This window comes from Burkholderia sp. APQ4-4ca, from assembly GCF_057837105.1.
In genome coordinates, this window is the sequence record NZ_JBYQCG010000097.1 from 1 (window position 1) to 25,915 (window position 25,915).

Sequence of the window (25,915 nt, forward strand, 5' to 3'; positions counted from 1 at the left end):
CCATGGAGCATGCCTGCCACTCCCAACCTCTGATGGGCGTCGTTAAAAGACCGCATACGCTTCACCCACCGGAACACGACGTGCTGAACCCGGGATGTCGATCGATACGCCGTCGATCACCAGCGGGTCCGGCCTCGTCGGGGTTTGCAGCGTATGCTGCTGATGGCGCGAGATCCAGCGACGCAACTGGTTCGGATTGACGTCATGGTCCATGGCCGCCCGGGCGATCGATACCCCCGGCCTCAGGCAAAACTCGACCAGCTCCCGCACGGCATCTTCATCAAATTCCCGCCGGCCATCCCGTCTGCGGCCAACCACCAGTCTGCTTCGAAGGTCCTGTTTCTCTGTCATCACGGTCTGAGTGCATGTGTCCACGCGGACACTTAGCATCTGACCTTCTGCCTACCATTGGTAGGGCGTCGTTTATTGACGGCTTACTCTCGACCGGCACGAGTGCATCAACTTCCGATTCGCGAACGGCCGCATTTTCGAATGGGAATTCAACGTCGACGGCCGAGTACAAAAGTACTTGCCGACGTCCCGCCTCACGTTCAACGACGCGGATCTGGTGTTGCAGGCGGTACTACGCGGAGCGGGTATCGCGCAGATGGCGGGCTATCAGATTCGCGACCACCTTGCATCGAACGAGCTCGTAGTCGCGCTGGCGAAGTATTTGCCGGAAGATCGCGGTCACTATATCTGCTATCTCAGTCGGCAACATCTGCCGACACGCATTCGTATCTTCGTCGACTTCATGACCGAGCAGATACGCGCACTTGACCTGAACTGCATGACCCGTTTCAACCCGGATGTCACGGAGGAATCATCGCCGGCGTTGGCTGCCTGAAGGCATTACCTCGAGTCGATCCACTTCACGCATCGTCATCGTGATCGTCCCAGTCGCGTTCGTCGCCGGCGCTCCCAAGGGGGCAGGCGATCAAACTACAGGCCAAAACCGGACCCACTAGTTGCGGTACGGTATGGTTTCCATACGCTTTCTCGGGTTAGACAGCCTCGACGACAAGTCTGGCTATGACATCAACAGCGATCTCTCGGTCATGAAGTGCATCAGCAGTTGCGTCCACGTGGTGCCGTGCGTGCAAGCTGAATGACTGCTCGCGACTTGGCCAGATCACATCGGCGCGATCGTGGAACTCGGGAAGCGGCGGCGATCAGCGCCCCGATATGGCGGTATGGCTGGCCCGTTGCCCTGTGGCCCAGCGGAGCTTACGTTCCATGATGCGCAGATTAATGCGGTCAGACGCCAGATGCCCAAGCGTGTTCAGTGCGTCGCGCTGCGATTTCGGAAGTCTGCGCGGCATGCGGTCGATCACGCATAGCGAGCCCAGTGGATACCCCTGACTGTCACGAATGTTGACCCCGGCATAAAAACGGATGTGCGGCGAGCCCGTCACGAGGGGGTTATCGGCAAAGCGCACGTCGATGGTCGCGTCCTCAACGACAAACACGTCATCCTGTAGGATCGTGAAGTTACAGAACGCCCATGAGCGCGGCGTTTCCGTCGTTTCAAGCCCCCAACGTGACTTGAACCATTGCCTGTCGGGCGTGAGAAGAGTCAGTAGCGCAATGGGGGCCTCAAGAATGGCCGCGGCGAGACGCGTAATTTCATCAAAGGCTTCTTCGGTCGGGGTATCTACCAGGCCAGAAGCAGTCACTGCCCTCAGCCTTTGCACTTCGTTGCCAGCCGGTCTGCCCTTCAGCGGACCGGCTGCAAGCTCATTTAGTGCTCCGTCGTCGGCAAGCAACCGGCGGACCGTGGTCTGAATGACGCTCGCGGACCTGCCGACGTCTAGCAGGTGTAAACGCCGTCCGACGCCTTGGAATGCGGGGTTCTCTGTGCCTTTGGGATGGCCAACCATGACAACGTGAGTGTGGCCGAGCGCAGGATGTTCCAGAATGTGCTCCACAAGGGTCAAGCAGTCGGCGCTGTCGTCGTCAACGACGATCACTGAGGGCAGAAGATGACCGGCACATAGCGAGGTCTGAACGGCGTCCGAGCTCGCGTGCACCGCGCACTCGGGCAGAACGCCGAGCATTTCCACAAGACGCTGGGTCTTATGCTGTGGCGCATGCACGAGCAACAGCGCGGGCACATCGATCTTTTCCTCAGCAAGCCTAGCCTTGAGGTCCGTGACAGCGCTGCGCCGGATGCGTCGGTGTCCGCCGGGTGTCTTCCAGGAGTCGAGCGCGTTCTCTTCGATCCATGTCTGGGCCGTACGCACCGACACGCCGAGGATCTCCGCTGCTTCCCGGGTGGTAATGATGGGGTCTTCCATGAGGTTCCTGTCTACATTGCTCGCAGAATACCTGATGCAAGGGTATACCGCACCCGGGAAATCAAATATGGCAAATTCGGCAATTTAACCTACGATGTCGCGTGCGCATCGATCCTTGATTCGCTTCCCCCGCCCCTGTGGGAAGGGAGCGGGGACCGGCCTATGTGATTTTTTTGCCAAGGAAGTTGAAATTCAAGGCCGCGAAGGATCGCTTCGGTCGGCGCAACGCCCTCGGGGATTCCGTAAGCAGTAAACACTTAAAACGGAAAAATCGGCAAAATATCCTAAAGCCTTTCAAATAGCTGCCGTTATAGTCGATATAACTTGGCGCTGTACGCGTGCATCAAGACCCGCAAAAACAAAGGGGGAAACTGACGAGCCCCACGGGGCCAAACGAACGACCAAACATACTCCAACATTCATGGCGCGCCAGCCCGTTTTCGACAGGACAGGAACGGGGCGCCTATGAGCTGAAGTTGCGGAACGGAGGCAGTTGCAGAGCAACACCACTAAAAACGGATATTGAACTGGGGAAAGCTAATGAGATATTTAGGAAACCTACGGATTGGTACTCGCCTGCGGGTCGGGTTCGGCATCACGTTGCTGCTTCTAATGATGACGGGGGGCCTGGCGATGCTGCAGGCGTCGAGAATCTATGCGGGTACTCAGGACATCGCTGACAACTGGCTCTCCAGTGTTCAGAAACTAGGCGAAATCAGGGCGCTTGCTAACGGCGTCCGGCGAGCGAGCTTGCGCTCCGTCATGGAGAGCGAGGCGACAGCGAAGCGAAACCAGCGCGCACAGCACGACGCTGCGTTGTCATCCCTCAAAGCTGCTATGGCAAGCTACGAAAAGCTCCTTTCATCGCCCGAGGAGCGACAGGCTTTCGGCGATCTGAACAGGGCGTGGGCTGCATACGAAATATCCGACACGAAACTTCTTGATCTCTCGGAATCGGGCGATGTCGGCTTTTCCGCCGCCAGATCGCTCGCGACAGGCGAATCTGCAGCGCTGTTCGCGCAAGCAGTGCAGTTGGTCGAGCAGGACGTGAAGCTCAATCGCGCTGGAGCAGATGCTGCCACGAGCGAAGCGGCGAATAACTATCACGCGACGATCGTGCTGACCGGTGTGCTTTGCGGCGCAGCGCTGCTGCTGTCCGTCGCTGTAGCATGGTTGATTACCCGTTCCATAGTCACTCCGCTGGGACGAGCGGTCGGCATTGCCGAGACTGTGGCGCGCGGCGACCTGACATCCGACATTGAAGTATCCGGTAGCGATGAAACGAGCCAGCTTCTGCTCGCGCTACGCAATATGAACGCACGGTTGCTGGATGTGGTGAGCCGCGTCCGCTCGAGTAGCGAGAGCATCGCCACAGGCTCCGCGCAGATCGCCGCAGGTAACACTGACCTTAGCCAACGGACTGAGGAGCAGGCAGCATCTCTTGAGGAGACCGCGGCTAGCATGGAGCAGTTGACAGCGACGGTCAAACAGAACACGGACAACGCGAGGCAGGGAAACACACTCGCCAGCAACGCATCGGAGATCGCTGCCAGAGGAGGGCGGGTGGTCGCGGAAGTCGTTGACACCATGCACGACATTTCCAAAAGCTCGGCAAAGGTCGCCGAGATCATTGCGGTCATCGAAGGCATCGCTTTCCAGACGAACATACTCGCGCTGAATGCGGCCGTTGAAGCCGCACGTGCGGGTGAGGAGGGCCGGGGCTTTGCGGTAGTGGCGAGCGAGGTGCGGGGACTTGCGCAGCGAAGTGCCTCGGCTGCCAAGGAAATCAAGGAGTTAATCGTCCAGTCGGTGGCCAAGGTTGAAGCGGGTACATCGCTTGTGGACAACGCGGGCGCCACCATGAAGGACGTGGTTGAATCCGTAAAGCGGGTCACTGACCTCATGGGGGAAATTGCGTCTGCATCGATTGAGCAGCATACCGGTATCGAGCAGGTCAATCAGGCTGTCATGCAAATGGACGAAGTTACGCAACAGAATGCGGCGCTCGTGGAGGAAGCTTCGGCAGCGGCCCAGTCGATGGCATCTCAGTCAAGCACCCTTCGCGACCTCGTCTCGATTTTCCGCCTGCCTGACTCGACCAGTGGCGCTCCCAGTGTGCCGCGGCATCTTCCCGAGCTTGCGCGGCGGCCAATGCCTAAGGCGAGGAGCATTGCTCAACGTCGGCCCGAAGCCGCACTGCCTTCCAATGAAAGCAGTGCTGGTTGGCAGTCGTTCTAAGTGGCGGCCTGTGCACTTTGACACGGCAGCTCGCTGATCGGCCGCCAAGTCTTCGCCGGCAGCGAGACCGACTCCCTACCGGCGTTATGCCCAAGCGTCCAGTCTCCTGATTCTGCCAACCAATCCTGCGGTCGGCGTTTGTTTCGATCTCGCTCTGTATTGATTGAACTCGCAAATTGTCGGCGCGCCGTGGACGCACCGTATATGGAAGCGGCAACTTTCAGAGTCGTGCATGAGAACCGCAGCAGAAATGCCTGTACAGACTGGTGAGATCATCCTCTAAACAGACGTCAGTTCACGTACAAAAATTACGGAGACCGGATGCAGACGAGCTTTTTTGACAGACTCAACGCGTCAACGAGATTACGATTCAGAGTGTTCGGCGCTGTGATCGCGACTTTGTTCTGCTGCTCATTCGCTGCCGTCTGCATACAGCTCAGCAGTACTCGGAATGAAGCCTATTGGTTAAATAGCGTATGGATTGCAAACACGAAATTATTGGGTGAGATGGGCGACCGAGTCACTGAACTTCGACTGGCTCAAGCTCAAATTCTATTGGCCAGGAAGGCAGAAGATCTGCAGACAGCAAAAAGCCGCGCAGCGGAGCACCGACGTGCACTTACTGAGTCAAAGGCCGTGCTGGCCGCGAGTAACGCGGCATACTCGCCGGGCGACCTCAGTCATGCACTAGAAAGGATGAACGCGTATATTGTCTCTGAGAGTGACTGGGAAAATAGCAGCTCACCAGAAGCCGCGTTTGAAGGTGAAACCAAAAATCTGTACGAAGCGGCTGACGGGGCAATCGACACACTCATTGAAGCCAACGCGGCGGCTGCATATATAGACACATTTCGAATCGTCCGCACGTCACAGGCATTATTTTTCCTGGTTATCGGAGTCGGCATCCTGGCATGCGCCGTGCAGTTTTGGACGACGCGTCGGCTTGAATTGCTCATATTTCATCCCTTGGAAAGAATCACCGACGCACTTAGCCGCCTTTCTTCAGGTCAAGAGGACACTCAGTTTCCGGTGACCGATCGTAGAGATGAAATTGGCGGCCTCATTTGCGCGTTCCAGCGCTTCCGGCTCAACACGGAAGTGCTCCGTGAAACCTACGTTGCGACAAAGCTCGCCGAGGAAACCGCCACACGCCTTGCACATCACGATCCTCTGACCGGGCTGTTCAACCGAAGGCATCTCCGCTCGCGCATTGACCACCTCAAAGACGACACGTCCGACCGGAAGCACTTTTTGTACGTAATTGATCTTGTTCGGTTCAAGCCAATCAATGACCTCTATGGTCATGCTGCGGGTGATACTGTTCTGTGTACTATCGCGAACCGGCTGCGCGCGCTTGTAGGTACAACCGACATCGTCGCCCGTCACGGCGGCGACGAGTTCGCCCTCCTTGTTAGTTTCGACGAGCACGCAGCGCAGCAAAGCGCGGAGGCACTCGCAATCCGTGTAATCGAGGCACTGCGGGCACCGTTTGATATTGAGCGAATTCATCTCGAGATGGGTGGAAGTATCGGCGTGGCAATGTACGCCCGTGACGGATCTGATGCAGACTCGCTCGTACGATCTGCGGATGCCGCCATGTATCGTGCCAAAGGAAAGTCGATCTGCGAATACCAGTTTTTCGAGGAAAGCATGCGAGAGGAACTTCGGAAAGAAGCTGAACTCGAGATTGACATACGGACGGCGGTTACGGCTCACGTAATCTGTCCGTATTATCAGCCGCTCGTCGACCTCTCCACAAGAGAGATTCATGGCTTTGAAGTGCTTGCGCGTTGGACTCATCCTACGCGCGGGCCCGTCACCCCGGAGGTGTTTGTCCCAGTCATTGAACGGCTCGGATTGGCGGCCTCGTTTACGCTCGCGATATTAAGGCAGGCTTGCCGGGATGCCCGGCAGTGGCCAGGCACTCCATCGCTGGCGGTGAATGTGTCTCCTCAACAGCTCGCCGACGCACATTTTCCAGCCCAAATCCTTTCGATTCTTAATGAGGAGGATTTTCCGCCAGAACGTTTGGAAATTGAAATGACTGAGTCAGCCTTGGTAGGAGATATTGAGGCGACAAAATCAACAATCGAGAATTTACAGCGATGGGGGATACGGGTGTCTCTGGATGATTTTGGTACGGGATACGCCAGTCTGCATCATCTTCGGGAATTGCATTTCGATAAGGTCAAGATCGACAAATCTTTCATTCAATCGATGCTTGTTGATAGGGAAAGCGAAAAGATCGTCGACGCGATGCTCAACCTTGTCAGCGGGCTCGGGTTGTCAACCTTAGCTGAAGGGATTGAGACCATCGAGCTTGAGGATGCACTTAGAGAGCGAGGTTGTACTTATGGGCAAGGCTATCTGTTCGGGAAAGCAGTTACAAGCAACGAGGCTTTCGAACTATTGCGGGCGCGTATGTCCAGCAGAGAAGACGAGCCCGTTCTTTCGTGACGACGATCGTTCTCCCGCGTGCTCATGGTGATCAGTCCCGGTCGGCCCACGATGCGCTCCGGCAGTTCAAACCGCCGCCAGCATGCGCCGAAACCCTCGAACTACGACATTTCAACTTTGCCCAGATACGACATTACAACTTTGCTCTTACAACAAAAATGTCGATAATGTTGATTATGTCAAATGCAATCCTGACTGATTTTTGGTAGATGGCGCGCGACAACGCCATCTGCTTTTCAAGACAAGCCAAAGTGGTATCGGTTTGCTACGCAAACGCCACCTAATACGGGAACCCGATGCGCCCGTCGCCCGTCGGATGCGCGACCGTCCCCATCCGGACGTCGTAGACGTCGGTCAGCACGGCGTCGCACATGAACTCGGCCGGCGTGCCGTCGACCACGACGCGCCCCTGCCGCAACGCGACGAGTCGGTCGCAGTAGCGCGCGGCGAGATTCACGTCGTGCAGCACCACCACCACGCACAGGCCGCGCTCGAGCGCCAGCGCGCGCACGAGCGCCAGCACCTCGATCTGATGCCGTATGTCGAGCGCGGAAATCGGCTCGTCGAGCAGCAGGCACTCGCTGCGCTGCGCGACGAGCATCGCGAGCCACGCGCGCTGCCGTTCGCCGCCCGACAGACTGTCCGCGGCCCGGTCCGCGAAGGCCGCGGTGTCCGTCGCACGCAGCGCCTCGTCGACCATCGCGCGATCATCGTCGCCGAACCGGCCCAGCGCGCCATGCCACGGGTAGCGCCCCAGCGCGACGAGTTCGCGCACGGTCAGGCCGTCGGTACCGGGCAGATGCTGCGGAAGATACGCGATCGCACGTGCGAGCGCCCGGTTCGCCCATGCGTCGAGCGGCCGGCCCTGCAGCCGAATCGTGCCGCCATGCGGTCGCTGCTGCCGCGCGAGCAGCTTCAAGAGCGTCGACTTGCCCGAGCCGTTGTGACCGAGCAGGCCGACCACGCTGCCGCGCGCAAACGCAAGATCGACCGGATGCAGCAGCACACGCCCGGCCGCTTCGAACGACACGCGTTCGAGCGCGAAGAACGGCGCCTGCAATTCGGCCACCCGCGCTGCCGCGGCCACGGACGACTGCGGCGCGCAAGCCTGCGCCGGTATGGAAGCAATCGGATTCATGTCGGAGATACCGTCGAATGCGACGTCACGGCACCGGACTGCGCGACGATCCGCCCGTAGTCGAGCTTCACGCTGCGATCGCCCAGCGAGAAATAGCGGTCGTCGTGCGAAATAACCAGCACCGTCTTGCCGCGCGCCTTGAGTTCCGGCAACAGCTGCCGGTAGAACACGTCCCTGAACAGCGGGTCCTGGTCGGCCGCCCATTCGTCGAACACGTAGAACGGCCGGTCCTCCAGGTATGCGACCAGCAGCGCGAGCCGCTTGCGTTGCCCCTGCGACAGGTCGAGCGTCGAGAACGCGGCGCCCTCGACCGCGACCTTGTGCGACAACTGCAGCGCGTCCAGCAACGCGTGCGCCCGCTGGCGCGACGCCGCGTCGATTCCGAACAGCCGCTCGAACAGGAAGAAATCGCTGAACACCGCCGAGAACAGGTGGCGGTAGCGCTCGCGCGATGCCGCGTCGACCGGTTCGCCGTCGAGCAGGATCCGCCCTCCTTCCGGTGCGTAAAGGCCCGTGATCAATTTCGCGAGCGTCGTCTTGCCGCTGCCGTTGCCGCCGATCAGGAACACCGTTTCGCCCGGTACGAACGACAGGTCGATCGGCCCCAGCGTGAACGCTTCGCCGTCGCGCACGTAGCGATGCGTGACGCCGTCGAGCGTGATCCGCGCGAACGCGTGCCCGGGCCGTTCGCCGTCGGCCGGCTCGCGCGGCAGTTCCGCGTCGAGCTGCTCGATGCGCTCGAACGCGACGCGCGCGAGGCTGAGCGACGGAATCGCGGCGAGCAGCCCTTCGATCGGCATGATCATGTACAGGAACACCATCGCGTAGCCCGACGCGACGCGTGCATCGATCTCGAACCAGCGCGCGAGCACGAACAGCGTGAGGCCGATGAACGCGAACAACACCAGGTTGCCCCAGCTCGCCGCGGCCGCGTACAGCATGTAGCCGCGCGTGCGCTGCACGCGCACGGCTTCGACGCCCGGCTCCAGCATTTCACCGACGAACGCGTCACGCCGCGCCCGATGAAGCTTCAGTTCCTTCGCCCCATCGAACAGCGCGCGGAAGTGGCGCACGAGATCGTCCTCGCGCCTGCGCGAATCGCGCAGGTCGGCCATCGCGCGCCCCTGGACCGCGCGGAAGCCGAGCATCGCAATCCCGATCGTGACGGCGGCGAACAGCAGGATCTGCCATGACAGATAGCCGAGATACGCGAGACAGCCGGCAATGACCGCGCCCTGCATCGCAATCGTCGGCAAATTCACGAAAAACACGACGATCGTGTCGAGATCCTGCGTGAGCACCGACAGCGATTTCGCGCTGCCGAGCCGTTCGAGATCGGGGTACGACGCGTCGCCGATGCGGCGGATCGTGCGCATGCGCAGCATCGCCTTCGCACGCTGCCCGAGCGACATGAACAGCATCTGCGACACGGCGCGCGCGGCGAGCACCGCGACGACGACAGCCGCGAAACGCCAGCCGAGCGCGGCGAGACGTTCGGGCGGTGCGCCGAGCGCCTGGTTGATCAGCGCGATCAGCGTCGCATTGCCGATCCCGCTCGCGAGGCTCGTCAATAACGCGAACGGCAGGGTCCAGCGAAAACTGCCGGTCAGGAAACGAAACAGCGACATGGAGTGTCCTTGCGCATGCGACGCGGCCGCGCCGCTCGCGCGACGGGCGGCGCGCCGCCATCGGTTGTAGTGGGGATTGAACGTGCCGCCGGCATCATCGTCGCAGCAGCCAGAACAAATACGGACCGCCGATCAGCGTCGCGAGAATGCCCGCCGGCAGTTGTTGCGGAAACAGCAGGTTGCGGCCGAGCCAGTCGGCGGCCACCATCAGCAGCCCGCCGATGAGCGCCGCGATGAGCAGTTGCGAACGCGCGCGCGCGAAGCCGAGCAGCCGCGCGAAGTGAGGCGCCATCAGGCCGACGAACGACATCGGTCCGATCACGATCGTCGCGCCCGCCGTCAGGAGCGCGGCCACCACGAACAGTGCCGCCCGTGCGTGGCTCGCACGCACGCCGAGCGCGGTCGCGACGTCGGCACCGAGCGGCAGGATGTCGAGCCAGCGCAGCGCCAGCCACGCGAGCGCGCCCCCCGCGACCGTGCAGATCCACACCGCAACCGCAGTCTGCGGCAGGACCACATAAGTCGAGCCCAACAGCAGCGCGCGTAGCAGTTCGGCCTGCACGCCGCCGCGCGCGGTCGCGAGCACGATCGCGGCCTGAGAGAACGCGCTGATCGCGATGCCGGCGAGCAGCATCCGGTCCGGCGCGAAGCCGGTGCGACGCCCGAACGCGATGATCGCCGCCAGGCACGCGAGCGCGCCCGCCGACGCACCGCCGAGCAACGCGGGCGCGGACGGCACGCCCACGCCGAGCGCGACCGCCAGCAGCCCGAGCATCGCGCCGCCGCTCACGCCGAGCAGATCCGGGCTCGCCATCGGGTTGCCGGTCAGGCGCTGCAGCACCGTGCCGGCCAGCCCAACCATCACGCCCGCGCCGAGCGATGCAGCGACGCGCGGCACGCGCCAGAACGCGACAGCCGGCCATTGCGCGGCATGCGTCCATTGCCAGCCGTCGATCGTCACCGCGAAATGCAGCGACACCCATACGGCCAGCACGAGCGCAACGCCGCCCGGCAACACGAACCGGACGACGGAACGGCGCCGCGTGTCGTACGTATCGATCGCAGACCGCACGCCGCCGGTACGGACGCCCCGCAGCATCGCCAGCAGCAGCGGACCGGCGAGCAGCGCCAGCGCCGCGCCGGTCGGCAACCGGCCGCCCAGTACGCCGGGCAGGCACTGCACGAGCTGATCCGCGAGCGTCAGCAGCAGCGCGCCGATGCACGGCGCCCACGCGAGCTGGTCGCGCAGCCGGCGCGCCCCCGCGAGCCGCGCGAGCGCGGGGCCGCCGAGCCCGATGAAACCGATCACGCCGACCGCGCTCGTCGCGAGCGCGCTCAGGCACACGGCGATCGCGAGCGCGACCAACCGCACCGCCGTGACCGACAACCCGAGCTGGCGCGCGCCGCGATCGTCCAACGCGAACAGCGCCAGCGGCCGCGCGAGCAGCCACGCCGCGACCATGCAGCCGGCCACGCGCGGCACGAGCCAGGCCGCGACCTCCCAGCCGTTCTGCACGAGCGAGCCCGCGCCCCAGATGAACACCGCAACCAGCGAACGCTCGTTCACGATCGCCAGCAGCACGGCGAGCGCGCCGCCGTACAGGCTCACGACCATGCCGGCGAGCGTCACCGGCACGGGCGCGAAACCCTTGCGCCAGGTCAGCGCGAGCGTCGCCGCGATCGCGATCGCCGCACCGCCGAGCGCAACCGCGAAGCGCTCGCCCGCCACCAGCGCCGGTGCGACGATCGACGTGGCCGACAGCGCGAGCGACGCGCCCGACGATACGCCAAGCGTCAACGGCTCCGCGAGCGGATTGCGCAGCACCTGCTGAAACACGACCCCGGCCAGTGCGAGCGCGGCGCCCGTCGTCATCGACACGACGACGCGCGGCAGCCACGCATAGCGCGCGACGAGTTGCGCCATCGACACGTCCGCGCCGCCCGTCAGCATGCCCGGCCATTGCGCGACGGGAAGCTGCGAGGCCAGCGTGTGAAAGACGGCCCACACCGTTGCCAGCGCCAGCAGCGCCGGCAGCATCCACGCGCGCGAGCCGGCATCGGCCGTCATCGTCCTAGCCCTCATCGCGCGCCCTCCTGCAATGCGAGTGCCAGGCCATGCGCGAAGCGCATCGACGCAACGACGCCCCCGAGCGATGGCAGCGCGCCGAGCGTGCGCACGCGGCCTGCCTTCACGAACGGGAGCGCATTCCACAGTGGGCCACGCGCCAGCTGCGCACCGACACCGGGCGGCATGTCGAGCACCAGCGCCTGCGCGTCGGGCTGCCGCGCGAGCGCGGCGAGTTCGGTTTGCGTCGCACCTTGCGGATCGGCATCGCCACGCCATGCATTCGCGATCCCGACGCGCGACAGCACCCCGCCGTACAGACTGTTTTCACCGAGCACCGACATGTGCCGATCGTCGATCGGATACAGCAGGTACACCGGCCGCTTCGTCGCACGAAAACCAGCCAGCTGCCGCGTGACGTTGCCAAGCTGCGCATCGGCCCGCGCCAGCAGCACGTCGGCTGTCGCCGGGCGGTCGAAGACCTGCGCGAGCTGCCGAGTCACATCGCGAACGGCCGCATACACATCGAGGCCTTGCCCGAACAGACCGACGGTCAAGATCGGCGCAATCCGTTCGAGCATCGCGCGCAGCGGCGCGTGGAACGGCGTGATCACGATCAGATCAGGCTTCAGCGCATCGAGTACCTCGAAGTTCGGCTGGAACAGCAGCCCCGTATCGGTCACGTCGCGCGGTAACGGCGGAACGCCGTCGACACGCATGTACCACGGCGGACGCGACACGCCCACCGGCACGACGCCCAGCGACAGCACGATCTCGGTCAGCGGCCAGTCCAGCACGACGATTCTCGGTGCGTTCGGTGCGAAAGCCGGCTTCATGGACAACGATGGCGGCGCCGCAACGACCGCACGCGCCGCGGCGCTCATGCCGCCGAGCGCCGCCGCACACCACGCAAGCGCGCGGCGGCGTGTCGGGTCTACCTGTTGCGCATCGAAACCGCCGATGTTCTTCCGCACCGGGCTCACCATTGATAGCGCGCCGTGCCGAGCACCGTGCGCGTCGCGCCCCAATAGCACACCGACGCCGACGAGCAGTACGAGATGTATTCGCGGTCGAACAGATTGTTCACGTTCAGCGCGAGTCGCCAGTTCTTCAGGTCGTAGTGCACGCCCAGATCGACCAGCACACGCGCCGGCACGTCGAACGTATTCGTGCTGTCGCCCGCCGAACGGCTCGTGTAACGCACGCCCGACCCGATCCCGAAGTGACGCAGCGGCCCCGACAGGAACGTGTAGTCGGCCCAGGCGGCCGCCGTGTGGCGCGGCGCGACCGTCGGCCGCTTGCCGAGGTTCGCCGTCGTGCTCTCGGTCACCGACTGGTTCAGGTACGAATACGACGCGATCAGCTTCAGGTTCGGCGTGACGTTCGCATGCGCCTCCGCCTCGATGCCGCGCGAGCGCACCTGCCCGGTCTGGATCGCGAACTGCGGATGGGCCGGATCGGTCACTTGCACGTTGTCCTGCGTGAGCGTAAACGCCGCGACCGAGAAGAACCCGTCGAACCCCTTCGGCTGGTAACGCACGCCGGCCTCGAGCTGCTTGCCCTTGGTCGGCGAGTACGGCTGGCCGCCAAATGCCGCGCCGAGCAGCGGCTGGAACGAACGGGCGAAACTGACGTAAGGTGCGATCCCGTTGTCGAAGCGGTATGCGAGGCCCGCGCGCCACGTGAACGCGTGATCGTTCGAGTGATAGAGCGTGCCCGCGCCGGTCGCGATCGACGTCGTCTGCTGGTTGCCGCCGGTCCAGTCCTGACGCACGCCGAGCGTGAGCACCCAGTTCCGGTAGCGCGCCTCGTCCTGCGCGTAGACCCCGAACGTGCTGAGTGCATAGTCGAGCCGCGTGTTGACGGGCTGGGTCGCCAGCGCCGCATAGTTCGGCTGGAACAGGTTGACCGTGCCGACCACGGCGTTGCCTTCGTTGTCACCGAGCATCGAGCGCTGATAGTCGATGCCGAACAGCACCGTATGCTCGATCGGCCCGGTCGAGACGCGCGCCTGCGCATGCGTGTCGACCTCGAACTGCGTGTAGTGCTCGTTGTCGACGTTGCCCCACATCGAGACCGTCTTGCCATCGGCCGAGAACGGGCTCGTGACCGACGTCTGGTAGTAGTGCTGGTCGATGTGCAGGTAGCGCAGCGTCTGCGACACGCTGATGCGGTCGTCGAACGCATGCTCGAACTGATAACCGAACCAGTACTGCGTGCGCTGCATGCCGTCCCGGTCGGGATCGCCGAAATAGCGGTCCGGGCCGAGCCGGCCGTTCGGGTTCGCGAACAGCGTGCCGCTCGCGGGCACCGGATTGAACAGGCCGCCGTTCGGATCGCGCTGGAAACCGCCCTGCAGCGTGAAAGTCGTGTCGCGATCCGGGCGCAGCGTGACCGACGGCGCGATCGCGATCCGCCGGTCCTTGATCTGGCTGACCTGCGTGTCGGCCGTCCGGCCGAGGCCCACCACGCGGTACGACACCGTGCCCGCCTTGTCCACCGGGCCGCTGAAGTCGAAGCCGAGCTGGTAGTTGTCGTGGTTGCCGACCTGCAGCATGACTTCGTGATACGGCTCCGCCGTCGGCAGCTTGCTCACGTAATTGACGAGGCCGCCCGGGCTGCCCTGGCCGTACAGGACCGACGCCGGTCCGTGCAGGACTTCCATCCGTTCGACGAAGTACGGATCGATGCGCGGCGTCGCGAAACGCGGCGACTGGTACAGATGCAGGCCGTCGAAATAGGAATCGAGCGGGAAGCCGCGCCCCGCCAACTGGTCGAAGCGGATATCGGTGCCGTCCTGCGAATAGACGCCCGGCGTATAACGCAGCGCCTGGTCGACCGTCTGCACGCCGAGATCGTCCATCTGGCCGCGCGTGACGATCGACACGCTCTGCGGCTGCGTGAGTCGGTCCGAATCCGTCTTCGTGGCAGTCGTCGAACGCGTCGCGACATAGCCCACGCCCGGCCCCGTCGGGTCTTGCATCGACCGCGCCCGCACTTCCAGCGCCGGCAGCGTGCCGCCCGATGCGGGCGCGGGCGCCGTTGCGTCGTCCGCGGCGTTCGCCCGCAGCACCGTGCCGCCCAGCAGCGTCGCCGCGATGCCCAGCTTCAATGGCCTTCCCATTTCCCCGAACCTCATTCCAGTCGCCCCTGCGTATGGCTTTCGCCGATTCTCGACATTGCTAATGCGACTCATTACCATTTTTAGTCGCACTATCGTTTTCGTTTATTTGACACCCAGCAAGAATAACGACTACCTTATTTCGCAGGTAGACAAAAAATATTCAGTTTCAGCCAAATTCTGTCCGACGCTGAACATCTCGAATCACTCGACCCGGACCCTGGATGAAGGAATTCCTGCTCAATCGCTATCCGCACGAACGGCGGCGCCTGCCGCGCCCGGTCATAGTGCGGGCGATCGCGTACCAGAACGGCCAGCATGAGCCATGGCACCAGCACGAATTCGGTCACGTGATCGTCGCGCTGAAGGGTGTCGTGCGCGTGCTGACGCCGAACCGCACCTGGACGCTGCCGCCGTCGCGCGGCGTATGGCTACCGCCGAACATCGACCACGAACTGCACGCGGTCGGGAGCCTGACTCTGTGCACGATCAGCGTCGAGTCGGACGCCACGCCGTGGCGCTGGTCGACCGCCCGCGTGATCGCGATCGACTCGCTGATTCGCGAACTTGTCGCGAACATGCTGCCCGACGGCTACGACTACCCGCCCGACGGCCGCACCGCGCTGTCGGTACCGCTGCTGCTGAAGCTGCTGGAGGAAGCGCCGCCGCTCGGCGAAGGCGGCTTGCCGCTGCCACGCGACCGGCGGCTGCTGGCGATCTGCGAGCACATGATGACGGACCCGGCGAACGACTACACGCTGGACCGCTGGGCCGACGAGATCGGCACGAGCAGCCGCACGCTCGCGCGGCATTTCCGCGACGAAACGGGAATGAGCTTCGGCCACTGGCGGCAGCACATGCGCGCGAACGAGGCGATGACGCGGCTCGCGCAGGGCGCGAGCGTCGCGTCCGTCGCGCTCGATCTCGGGTACAGCACGCCGAGCGCCTTTATCGTGATGTTCCGGCGGCTGTTCGGGCAGGCGCCCCAGCAATACCTGTCGACCGGAAGCTGACCAATTCCACCAGACGCGCCACTCTCGAACTGAGGGCGGTCGGAAAAATGGAAGCCAACGTTTCGTAAAATCGAGAAGCGGAGGCATGGATGAATCGAATTCCGAGAGTGGTCTATACGAAGGAACTTCGCTCTGGAGCGGACTCGGTAATCCTCCCGTTTTCCACGGGTTCAGAGGTAGAAATCGTCTCGACAGCATCGATGTCCAGTGCTGCCTCGTTACACCACGACCCGCTTGTCCAATATATTATTCATCACCGTTCAGCCGCACTTCAGATTGAACAAATGCCAAACTTCCCCCCCGATTTACGTCAATGGTATTACTTCGTGGCCGTTGCAGAAGAGCGGCATTTCGGTCGAGCGGCCGCGCGACTATCAATGACCCAGCCTCCGCTGTCACAGGCTATTCGCGCCCTGGAGGGGGAACTCGGCGTAGAGTTATTTGCGCGCACGAAGCGCAGTGTTGCGCTAACCGCGGTCGGCGAAGCACTGCTTCCGGAAGTGCTCAAACTCCTCGCGGCTGCAGAGGCGCTTCCCCCTCTGGCGCAAAGCCTCGCGCTAGGCGAGACCGGGAGGTTGTCACTCGCGTTCGTATCGATTGCCGATTACGGGCTTCTCCCTTCATTGCTACGCGAGTTCGGAACGCGCTATCCGCTGGTGCGGTTGCAACTTACCGAATCGACGACTGACGTGCAAATCGACGAGTTGGCCGCGGGCCACATCGACGCAGGCCTGATTATCGCCCCGGTGCCACCACGTTACGTGGCCGAGATATCGTACTTGCCGCTTCTGAGCGAGCCGCTCGTGCTTGCGATGCCAACTGCCGTGTCGAACGCTCCGGAGGATGCGCCCATCCACCTGAAGGAAGTCGCAACGCTTCCACTCGTGATTTTTCCGCGTCGTCTCGCGCCGGAGTTTTACGATGGCATTATGGGGTGCTACAGCGCTGCAGGCGTTGTCCCGCGAATCGGCCAGGAAGCAATCCAGATGCAGACGATCATCAGCCTCGTTTCCGCAGGCATTGGCGTTGCGCTGGTGCCGCAATCATTGCGTAACCTGCGACGTACAGGCGTCATCTATCGGCCGCTCGCACACGACCCGTTCATCGTTGAAACCGGCCTCGCGTGGCGGACGGGGGATATCAGCCGTGTGCTTGCAAGCTTCATCAACATCGTGCGGACACTGCCCCCCACATGATTCAAACGAGAACCGCGTAAATCCCGGCATGCCGGGACGGATTCTCCTGCCTTCTACCGTACGACGATCAACACACGGATCGCAGCCACGCCGCGCCGTGGACGAAACGGTCGATCGCTAGTAGTTCATCGCACGCCCGATCGACGCGAACGGGCGCGACACCGGTCAGGCTTTACCGTGCCCCTGCGATCCCGGGCCCGACGAGAATTCGCGGACCCCATCGCGATTGATGCCGAAACCGAGGCCCGGCGTGTCGGGCAGTGCCAACGTCCCGTTCTGCTCGGTCGGCAGGCCGGTAAACAGGTTTCGGCAGATATCGACCGCGACGACGTGCCACTCGACCGAGCCGCCGTTCGCGAGTCCGCCGTGCAGATGCATGTTGTGGAACGGGAACGTGCCGCCGTTGTCGATCGGCACACCGAACGCCTGCGCGAGCGCGGCCGCACGCGCCGCGACGGAGAACCCGCCGCACACGCACACGTTTGGCTGGAGGATATCGACGGCGTCATTCACGAGGAAATCCCTGAACCGGAACAACTGCCCCTCGCTTTGCCCGGTGGCGACCGGAATGCCGCCGCGCTTTCTCAGGTCGGCGAGCTTCGCGGGGTCGTTCCCGGCGATCGGCTCCTCGAAGAAACCGATGTCGCAATCGGCCACGCGCTCGGCAAGCCGCAGCGCGTGATAGTGGTCGAGCCCGCAATTCGCGTCGATGTAAATCTCGGCGGCGTCGCCCACCGCATCGCGCACCGCGCGCACGCGCGCAACGTCGTCCGCGACGACCTGGTCGAGCGACCGCCCTTCGTCGCGGCGCGCAAGCGCGTGATAGCCGACGATCATCTTGATGCGGCAATGTCCGGCGCCGATGAGCGCACGCGCGGCATGTATCAGCTCCGGGCGCTCGAGTGACGCGAAGCCGAACGTCGTATACAGCGGCACGACCGGACGCGCGCCGCCGAGCATTTTCCATACCGGCAGCCCCGCGATCTTGCCGATCGCATCCCAGACCGCGATGTCGATCGCGGAAATCACGTGCCCCGCATAGCCGGTCTGCCCGCGCGGGCATAGCAGCCAGTACAGCTTGTCGAGAATCCGCTCGCGCTCGACGACGTTCATCCCGACCAGGTTGGGTGCGGCGACGTGATCGATCGCCGCGGCCACGACCGCTTCGTCGGTGATCGCCGTGAAGCCGTGGCCGACCACGCCGTGCGACGTCTCGATTTCGACGACGACGCCCGACAGTTTGCCGGACAACCGCACGCCGGCGATCTCCGCGTCGCCACGCGCGAACACCGGCGTCGCGGTCACTTTCACGATGTCGTGCTGCATGTCTTCTCCGTTTTTTTTAAGGGAATGGCAGAACTGCGGGGGCCGCGTCGTCGCGCGGCATCACCGCCCCTTCTCGCGACGCAGCACGAACGTCAGCCCGATGCCGGTCAGCAGGCCCCAGAACGCGCCGCCGATGCCGAGAAACGCATGGCTCGCCATCGTCACGAGGAAGGTCAGGATCGCGGCCTCGCGCGCGTCCTTCTCGGTGAATGCGTTGAGCAGCGCGCCGCCGAGGGCGTTCATCAGCGCGAGGCCGGCAACCGCTTCGATGATGATCGGCGGCGCGACCGCGATGAACAGCGTCGCGGCGCTCGCCGCGAACCCGTACACGATGTACGCGGCGCCGCAGACGATTCCGGCCCAGTAGCGCCGCGATTCGTCGGGGCCGGCCTCCTCGCCGGCGCACAGTGCGGCGGTGACCGCGGCCAGCCCGATCGGCGGCCCGCCGAAAGGCGCGGCGAGCAGACTGCACAGCCCCGTGGCCGTGAACAGCCGCGACGCCTCGGGCCGGTAGCCGTTGACGTTGAGCACCGCGACGCCCGGGATGTTCTGCGACGCCATCGTCACGATGAAGAGCGGCACCGCGACGCTCACCATCGTCGATGCCGAGAACGCGGGCCCGACGAGTGCAAGGTGCGGCAACATCCCGGTCGCGCCGACGCCACCCGTCTTCGCGATGAACGCGATCACGATCAGCGTCGCGACCGCAGCGCAAGGCACGGCGAGAATCTTGCGAACCCGCATGATCACGACCCAGACGAGCAGGATCGGCGCGACGTACAGCGGATACTGCTCGAGTGCGTGTATCGGAGCGACACAGAGGTTCAGGATGATCCCCGCGAGCATCGCGTTGGCGATCGGCAGCGGAATCCGCGAGATCGCGCGGCCGAGCGGCTTCCACAGCCCGGCCAGCGTGAGCAGCACGCCGGTCAGCACGAGCGCGCCGACCGCGGCCGGATAGCCGCCCTTCACGGCGCCCAGGCCGAGCAGCAGCGCCGCGCCGGGCGTCGACCACGCAGCGCTGACGGGCATCCGGGTCCGGTAGCTGAGCACGATGCCGGCCAGCCCCATTACGATCGAGACGGCCATCAGGCCGGACGCGGCCTGCGCGCGCGTTGCACCGACGTTCGTCAGCGCATTCACGATCAGCGTGAACGTCGATGCAAATCCGACGAACGACGCCAACGCGCCCGCGCCGGCCGCCCGCGCCGAGAACCCGCGATCGGCCTTCATTTCCGCGATACTGCTCATCTGTCCTCCGTGAGATGGATTCGATACGGTGGCGACCGTATCAGTGCGCACCATGTGTCGGCTCGCCGCACTCCTGGTTCAGCGTTCCCGCGTGATACGCGGCGAGAAACGCGTCGAAGTTGCCGATCTGCGTGCGCTCCAGGTCGGCCTGCCGGCTCAGCGATTCGGCCGCGGTCGCGTCGAAACGCGCCTGGACGTCGGCCGGCAGCGGACGCGCGCGGAACGCCCCGGTATGCGCGAGCGTCTGCCGCATCCCGAACGCGAAGCACGCGCCGCCCGGCTCGTCGCGCAGCGCGTGCAGTGCATCGAGTACGCGCGCCGACGGCGTCGCCTGCGGATCGTCGAGCTTCGCGTATTGCGCGTCGAGCGCGGCGGTCGTGCGCGTGTCGCCGCGCTGCAGATCCAGCACGCCGGCCGCCTCGTTGATTCGCGCAAGCAATTCGTGCGCCCACATGCGCAGCGCGACGCGCTCACCGCCACGCTGCAACTCGAGCCCCGGGCGCCGCCCCTCCCGCGCGACCGCCGCGAAGTTGCGCCGGCACGCGTCCTGCTCGGCACCCGCGAGGCACGGGCTGTCGTCGAGCGCGCAGAACAGCAGGAACGCATCGACAACGCGCAGCGTCGTCTCGGCGACGCCGTGCGGCGCGAACGGATCGATGTCAAGGCAGCGCACCTCGACGTATTCGACGCCGCGGCTGCGCAGTGCATCGATCGGCCGCTCACCGCTGCGCACCGTGCGCTTCGGGCGGATCGACGAGTAGAACTCGTTCTCCATCTGCAGCAAGTGCGTGCTGAGCTGCAGCCATTCTCCGTCGCGCTTCGCGCCGATCGCCTGGTACTCGGGGCACGGCTGCGCGACGGCTCGCGCGAGGCCGTCCAGGTACGCGGGCAGGTTGTCGAGGCACGGCGCGAACGCGCCCTGCACCCGGTTCTGGTAGCCGAGGTCGCTCATCCGCAAGCTCGTCGCGTACGGCAGGTACAGCGTCTGCGCATCGAACGCGTCGAGCCCGTGCCGGTCGCCGGCGACGAAACCCGCGCACAGCGCCGGCGACGCGCCGAACAGATACAGCAGCAGCCAGCCGTAGCGATGGAAATTGCGGATCAGGGCGAGATAGCCTGCCGAGCGCATGTCGCGCGCATCGCGGCCGGCAGGCTCGCATCCGTCGTGCACGTCGCGCAGCAGCGGCCACACGGCATCGGCGAGCGAATAGTTGTAGTGGATCCCGGCGATGCACTGCATCGCCTTGCCGTAGCGGAACGCCAGCCCGCGCCGGTACACGTGCTTCAGGATGCCGATGTTCGACGTGCCGTACCACGCGATCGGAATGCGGCGGTCGTCGTCGAGCGGGCACGGCATCGACTGACTCCACAGCAGCTCGTCGCCGATCGCGCCGCATGCGAAGCGGTGCAGCTCGTCGAGCCGCTCGATCACGTCGGCCGCATCGTGCTGCGGCGGCGTGACGAACTCGAGCAGCGGCTCCGCGTAGTCGGTCGTGATCGACGGGTGCGTGAGCGCCGCGCCGAGCGCGTGCGGGTGTTGCGTCAGCGCGAGCCGGCCGGCGGCATCGACGCGCAGCGTCTCGCGCTCGACGCCGCATAGCCCGTCACCCAGCAGCGGCAGGTGTGCGGCGTCGCTCAGCACGCCGAGCCGGCGGCGGTACGGCGTCGTCATCCATGTGGATCGGGGTGAATCGTGGGTCATTGCGGTCTCCCGGAACGAAATCTGGCGACGCACCGCTCAGTCGAGCGGGCTCTTCGGCCGCGGCAGGCCGATGTGTTCGCGCAGCGTCGTGCCTTCGTAGCGGGTGCGAAACAGCCCGCGCCGCTGCAGCTCCGGCACCACCATCGTCACGAAGTCGTCGTAGCCGTCGGGCACCGTATAGAACACGACGATGAAGCCGTCGCACGCCTCCGTCATCAGCCACTCCTCCATTTGGTCGGCGATCTCGGATGCGGTGCCGACCATCTCGCCGGTGCCGGATTCGGCCGCTCGCTTCGCCAGCTCGCGCACCGTCAATCCCTCGCGGCGCGCGAGCGCCGCCCATTCGCGCTGGTTGCCCTGCCCCTGTTCCGTGTGCGGCAGCTCGGGCAACGGCTTGTCGGGATCGAACTTCGAGCAGTCGACGCCGAGCCGGATCGACAGGTTCGGGATGTTGCTGTCCACGTGGACGAGATCGTCCATGTAGCGCTTCTTCGCCAGCGCCTCCGCGCGCGTGCGGCCGACATACACCTGGTTGGCGGGCAGGATCTTCACGTGATCGGGGTTGCGCCCGGCCGCGACCGCGCGCGACTTCACGTCGCGGTAGAACGCCCGGCCCGTCTCGATGCTGCGCGCGTTGCCGAACACCAGATCGGCCGAACGCGCGGCCATGTCGCGCGCTTCCTCCGACGCACCGGCAAGCGCGATCACCGGCCAGCCCTGCACGGGCCGCGCGATGTTCAGCGGCCCCTTGACCGAGAAGAACTTGCCCTTGTGGTTGAGCGGCCGGATCTTGTCGAGATCGGAGAACACCCCCGCCTCCTTGTCCATCACGAGCGCGTGATCGGACCAGCCGTCCCACAGCCCCGTCACGACGTCGAAGAATTCCTCGGCGCGCTCGTAGCGTTCGGCATGGCGCAGCGCGGTCTCGAGACCGAAGTTGAGCGCAGCCTCCGGGTTCACCGTCGTGACGATATTCCAGCCCGCGCGGCCGCCGCTCAGGTGGTCGAGCGACGCGAAGCGGCGCGCAAGCAGGTACGGATCCTCGTAGCTCGTCGTGCCGGTCGCGATCAGGCCGATGCGGTCGGTGCATGCGGCGATCGCCGACAGCATCACGAGCGGGTCGTACGACGTGATCGTGCCGCTGCGCTTGAGCGCATTCGGCGGCATCGGCATCACCGCGAGGTGGTCGGCCGTGAAGACCGCGTCGAAGCACGCGTGCTCGAGCTTCTGCGCGAGCGACCGGATCACCGGCCAGTTGAAGTTCGCGAGCGTCGGCGCGCTCGGGTGCCGCCACCACGCTGTGTGCAGGCAGATGGGGCGCATGAATCCACCCAGGCAGAGTTGCTTCGTCATACGGGGCTCCTCGTCATTGGAATGCGGCGCGAAACGTGCGGGCCGCGCGCGTGCTGCTCGTGTCGGCGTCAGCGCGCGGCGTTGAAGCGGGCGAAGCCGGCCTCGAGGTCGCCGATCAGGTCGTCGGCGTTTTCGAGCCCGATGTGAAAGCGCACGCACGGGCCGCCCGGGTCCCAGTGCGACGCGGTGCGGTACGCACTGCAGTCGAACGGCATCGCGAGGCTTTCATAGCCGCCCCATGAATAACCGAGCCCGAAATACGCGAGCCCCTCGAGCAGCGCGGCGACGGCCTGCGCGGGCGCCGGGCGCAGCACGACGGAGAACAGCCCCGTCGCGCCGCCGAAGTCGCGCACCCACAGCGCATGACCGGGATCGTCCTCGAGCGCCGGATAGCACACGCGCCGCACTTCCGGACGCGCGGCGAGCCAGCGCGCGACGCGCAGCGCGTTCGCCTGGTGCTGGCGAAGCCGCACGCCGAGTGTCCGGATGCCGCGCAGCGTGAGAAACGCGTCGTCCGAGCCGACGCACTGCCCCGTGTCGCGCTGATACTGTTCGAGCGCCGGCAGCGCGCGCGCGGACGCCGACACCATGCCGATCATCACGTCCGCATGACCGGCGAGGTACTTGGTGCCGGCCTGGATCACGAGATCGGCGCCGTGCGCGAACGCGTCGAAGAACAGCGGCGTCGCCCACGTGTTGTCGAACAGCACCGCGAGCCCGCGGTCGCGCGCGAGCGCGGCGAACGCCGGCACGTCGCACAGCTCCATGCTCTGCGACGCGGGCGCTTCGAGATACAGCGCACGTGTGTTCGGCCGGATCAGCGCGGCGAGTGCGTCAACCGACGCGAACGGATCGAAGTAGGTCGTCTCGATGCCCGCACGCCGCAGCACGCCGTCGCACAGCTGGCGCACGGGCTTGTACACCGCATCCGTCATCAGCAGATGGTCGCCGGCCGACAGGCACGACGACAGCGCGGTCGTGATTGCGGCAAGCCCCGACGGGCACAGCACGACACCCGCGCCGTGATCGAGCGCGCGCACCGCTTCCTGCAGCGCGGCCGTGGTCGGCGTGCCGCGCCGGCCGTACACGTATGGCTGCGTGTAGCCGAGCAGGTCGGCCACGCTCGGCGCGAGCACCGTCGAGCCGCGATACACCGGCGGGTTGACGAAGCCGTGATGCGCGGCCGGCGCGCGGCCGCCCGTGACGAGCACGGTGTCGACCTGCGCATCGGCCGCCGGATGGTTCGGGGCGGGCCGCACGGTCAGCCCTTCACGATCCGCACGGCGCCGCGCGCCGCGCTCGTCGTCATCGCTGCGTATGCGCGCAACGCGCCCGACACGCGGCGCTGCCGCTTCTCGGGCTGCCACGCACGCGCGCCGCGCTCCTCCATCGCCGCGCGGCGGCGCCGCAGTTCGTCGTCGGACACGAGGACGTTGATCGAGCGGTTCGGGATGTCGATCTCGATCGCGTCGCCGTTCTCGAGCAGCCCGATCTCGCCGCCCTCCGCCGCCTCGGGCGATACGTGCCCGATCGACAGCCCCGAGGAGCCGCCGGAGAAGCGACCGTCGGTGATCAGCGCGCACTGCTTCGCGAGCCCCTTCGATTTCAGGTAGCTGGTCGGATAGAGCATCTCCTGCATGCCCGGACCGCCCCGCGGCCCCTCGTAGCGGACGATCACGATGTCGCCCGGACCGACCTCACCGCCGAGGATGCCTTCGACCGCCTCCTCCTGCCCTTCAAACACGCGCGCGGTGCCGGTGAACTTCAGCATCCCGCCGTCGACGCCCGCGGTCTTCACGATGCAGCCGTCGCGCGCGATGTTGCCGAACAGCACCGCGAGCCCGCCGTCGCGCGAGAACGCGTGCTCGGCATCGCGGATGCAGCCGTTCGCGCGGTCGAGATCGAGTTCGTCGTAGCGGTTGTCCTGGCTGAACGCGACATGCGTGCGCACGCCGCCCGGCGCCGCGCGATAGAAGCGCGACACCGAATCGACGCGGTTGCGCATCACGTCCCAGCGCGCGAGCACGTGCGCGACGCTCGGCGCATGGACGGTCGGCAGCGTCGTGTTCAGCAGCCCCGCGCGATCGAGTTCACCCATGATTCCGATCACGCCGCCGGCCCGGTGCACGTCCTCCATGTGGACGTCCTGCACCGACGGCGCGACCTTGCACAGCACCGGCACGCGGCGCGACAGCCGGTCGATGTCGGCCATCGTGAAGTGCACCTCGCCTTCGTGCGCGGCGGCGAGCAGGTGCAATACCGTATTGGTCGAGCCGCCCATCGCGATGTCGAGCGTCATCGCATTCTCGAACGCATCGCGCGTCGCGATCGAGCGCGGTAGCACGCTCGCGTCGTCCTGCTCGTAGTAGCGGCGCGCGAGATCGACGATCGTGCGCCCGGCCTCGATGAACAGGCGCTTGCGCTCGGCATGCGTCGCAAGCACCGAGCCGTTGCCGGGCAGCGCGAGCCCGAGCGCCTCGGCGAGGCAGTTCATCGAGTTCGCGGTAAACATCCCGGAACACGAGCCGCAGGTCGGGCACGCGACGTTCTCGACCGCACGCACCTCGTCGTCCGTCACCTGGGAGTCGGCCGCCACCACCATTGCGTCGATCAGGTCGAACGCGCGGCGCTTGCCGCGGAACGTCAGCTTGCCGGATTCCATCGGGCCGCCCGACACGAAGATCACCGGGATGTTCAGGCGCATCGCGGCCATCAGCATCCCCGGCGTGATCTTGTCGCAGTTCGAGATGCAGACCATCGCATCCGCGCAGTGCGCGTTCACCATGTACTCGACGCTGTCGGCGATCAGCTCGCGCGACGGCAGGCTGTACAGCATGCCGTCGTGGCCCATCGCGATGCCGTCGTCGATCGCGATCGTGTTGAACTCCTTCGCGACCGCGCCGGCGGCTTCGATCTCGCGCGCGACCAGCTGGCCGAGATCCTTCAGGTGCACGTGACCGGGCACGAACTGCGTGAACGAATTGACGACCGCGATGATCGGTTTGTCGAAATCGGCGTCGGTCATCCCGGTGGCGCGCCACAGGCTGCGCGCGCCTGCCATGTTGCGGCCGTGCGTGGAAGTGCGTGAACGATAGGTGGGCATCGTGATCCTCGGTTGATTCGTTGCGAA

At 64.9% G+C, this 25,915-nt stretch carries 17 protein-coding genes and 1 pseudogene; 5 read left to right on the forward strand and 13 right to left on the reverse strand.

Features of this window, described 5'->3' with window-relative positions; all coding sequences use genetic code 11:
- Nucleotides 1-42: 42 nt before the first annotated feature.
- Entirely contained in the window at nucleotides 43-351 is a 309-nt protein-coding gene (locus AC3IFE_RS10845; RefSeq protein WP_489190515.1) for a transposase, read from the reverse strand.
- 88 nt (nucleotides 352-439) lie between these two features.
- On the opposite strand from AC3IFE_RS10845, the pseudogene AC3IFE_RS10850 reads away from it, so the two are divergent.
- Nucleotides 440-847 (forward strand): annotated as a pseudogene (locus tag AC3IFE_RS10850) (LysR substrate-binding domain-containing protein); the annotation flags it as partial.
- Nucleotides 848-1,172: 325 nt separating this feature from the next.
- On the opposite strand, the gene AC3IFE_RS10855 reads toward AC3IFE_RS10850, so the two are convergent.
- A complete protein-coding gene (locus AC3IFE_RS10855) occupies nucleotides 1,173-2,297 on the reverse strand; it encodes an excisionase family DNA-binding protein (protein WP_489190516.1) in 1,125 nt (374 codons plus the stop codon).
- A gap of 540 nt (nucleotides 2,298-2,837) precedes the next feature.
- Here AC3IFE_RS10855 and AC3IFE_RS10860 point away from each other — a divergent pair.
- Nucleotides 2,838-4,535: a methyl-accepting chemotaxis protein gene (locus AC3IFE_RS10860; protein ID WP_489190567.1), complete on the forward strand. Its 1,698-nt coding sequence runs from the start codon at nucleotides 2,838-2,840 to the stop codon at nucleotides 4,533-4,535.
- Nucleotides 4,536-4,856: 321 nt separating this feature from the next.
- Complete coding sequence (locus tag AC3IFE_RS10865; protein ID WP_489190517.1) at nucleotides 4,857-6,992, forward strand: putative bifunctional diguanylate cyclase/phosphodiesterase; 2,136 nt, start codon at nucleotides 4,857-4,859, stop codon at nucleotides 6,990-6,992.
- Nucleotides 6,993-7,272: 280 nt separating this feature from the next.
- Here AC3IFE_RS10865 and AC3IFE_RS10870 read toward each other — a convergent pair whose 3' ends face one another.
- The 5 genes from AC3IFE_RS10870 to AC3IFE_RS10890 form a co-directional block, all read right to left on the reverse strand.
- Nucleotides 7,273-8,130 (reverse strand): ATP-binding cassette domain-containing protein, encoded by an 858-nt coding sequence (locus AC3IFE_RS10870; RefSeq protein WP_489190518.1) that lies wholly within the window; start codon nucleotides 8,128-8,130, stop codon nucleotides 7,273-7,275.
- The gene (locus AC3IFE_RS10875; RefSeq protein WP_489190519.1) at nucleotides 8,127-9,758 is read right to left on the reverse strand and encodes a cyclic peptide export ABC transporter; all 1,632 of its coding nucleotides are present in this window, start codon (nucleotides 9,756-9,758) and stop codon (nucleotides 8,127-8,129) included. Before AC3IFE_RS10875 ends, AC3IFE_RS10870 begins: the two co-directional genes overlap by 4 nt.
- A 94-nt stretch (nucleotides 9,759-9,852) precedes the next feature.
- Nucleotides 9,853-11,841: a Fe(3+)-hydroxamate ABC transporter permease FhuB gene (gene fhuB / locus AC3IFE_RS10880; RefSeq protein ID WP_489190520.1), complete on the reverse strand. Its 1,989-nt coding sequence runs from the start codon at nucleotides 11,839-11,841 to the stop codon at nucleotides 9,853-9,855.
- Nucleotides 11,838-12,620 carry an ABC transporter substrate-binding protein gene (locus AC3IFE_RS10885; protein WP_489190521.1) on the reverse strand — a complete coding sequence of 261 codons (783 nt, stop codon included), beginning with the start codon at nucleotides 12,618-12,620 and terminating at the stop codon, nucleotides 11,838-11,840. Before AC3IFE_RS10885 ends, fhuB begins: the two co-directional genes overlap by 4 nt.
- A 182-nt stretch (nucleotides 12,621-12,802) precedes the next feature.
- Nucleotides 12,803-14,947, reverse strand: coding sequence for a TonB-dependent siderophore receptor (locus tag AC3IFE_RS10890; protein ID WP_489190522.1), 2,145 nt, complete (start codon nucleotides 14,945-14,947; stop codon nucleotides 12,803-12,805).
- 221 nt (nucleotides 14,948-15,168) lie between these two features.
- On the opposite strand from AC3IFE_RS10890, the gene AC3IFE_RS10895 reads away from it, so the two are divergent.
- Together AC3IFE_RS10895 and AC3IFE_RS10900 are read left to right on the forward strand one after the other, a co-directional pair.
- The gene (locus AC3IFE_RS10895) at nucleotides 15,169-15,957 is read left to right on the forward strand and encodes an AraC family transcriptional regulator (protein WP_089467494.1); all 789 of its coding nucleotides are present in this window, start codon (nucleotides 15,169-15,171) and stop codon (nucleotides 15,955-15,957) included.
- 284 nt (nucleotides 15,958-16,241) lie between these two features.
- The gene (locus AC3IFE_RS10900) at nucleotides 16,242-17,153 is read left to right on the forward strand and encodes a LysR family transcriptional regulator (RefSeq protein WP_489190569.1); all 912 of its coding nucleotides are present in this window, start codon (nucleotides 16,242-16,244) and stop codon (nucleotides 17,151-17,153) included.
- A gap of 165 nt (nucleotides 17,154-17,318) precedes the next feature.
- Here AC3IFE_RS10900 and AC3IFE_RS10905 read toward each other — a convergent pair whose 3' ends face one another.
- From AC3IFE_RS10905 to ilvD, 6 genes are all read right to left on the reverse strand, one after another.
- Nucleotides 17,319-18,479, reverse strand: a complete 1,161-nt coding sequence (locus AC3IFE_RS10905) for a mandelate racemase/muconate lactonizing enzyme family protein (RefSeq protein ID WP_489190523.1) — start codon at nucleotides 18,477-18,479, stop codon at nucleotides 17,319-17,321.
- A gap of 60 nt (nucleotides 18,480-18,539) precedes the next feature.
- Nucleotides 18,540-19,730 (reverse strand): benzoate/H(+) symporter BenE family transporter, encoded by a 1,191-nt coding sequence (locus AC3IFE_RS10910; protein WP_124702771.1) that lies wholly within the window; start codon nucleotides 19,728-19,730, stop codon nucleotides 18,540-18,542.
- A 40-nt stretch (nucleotides 19,731-19,770) separates the two neighbouring features.
- Nucleotides 19,771-21,402 carry a glutamate--cysteine ligase gene (gene gshA / locus AC3IFE_RS10915; protein WP_179233415.1) on the reverse strand — a complete coding sequence of 544 codons (1,632 nt, stop codon included), beginning with the start codon at nucleotides 21,400-21,402 and terminating at the stop codon, nucleotides 19,771-19,773.
- A gap of 66 nt (nucleotides 21,403-21,468) precedes the next feature.
- Nucleotides 21,469-22,785 carry an LLM class flavin-dependent oxidoreductase gene (locus tag AC3IFE_RS10920; protein ID WP_021156686.1) on the reverse strand — a complete coding sequence of 439 codons (1,317 nt, stop codon included), beginning with the start codon at nucleotides 22,783-22,785 and terminating at the stop codon, nucleotides 21,469-21,471.
- A 68-nt stretch (nucleotides 22,786-22,853) separates the two neighbouring features.
- Nucleotides 22,854-24,044, reverse strand: coding sequence for a cystathionine beta-lyase (gene metC / locus AC3IFE_RS10925; protein ID WP_489190524.1), 1,191 nt, complete (start codon nucleotides 24,042-24,044; stop codon nucleotides 22,854-22,856).
- A gap of 2 nt (nucleotides 24,045-24,046) precedes the next feature.
- Entirely contained in the window at nucleotides 24,047-25,888 is a 1,842-nt protein-coding gene (ilvD, locus tag AC3IFE_RS10930) for a dihydroxy-acid dehydratase (RefSeq protein ID WP_089467499.1), read from the reverse strand.
- Nucleotides 25,889-25,915 lie beyond the last annotated feature (27 nt).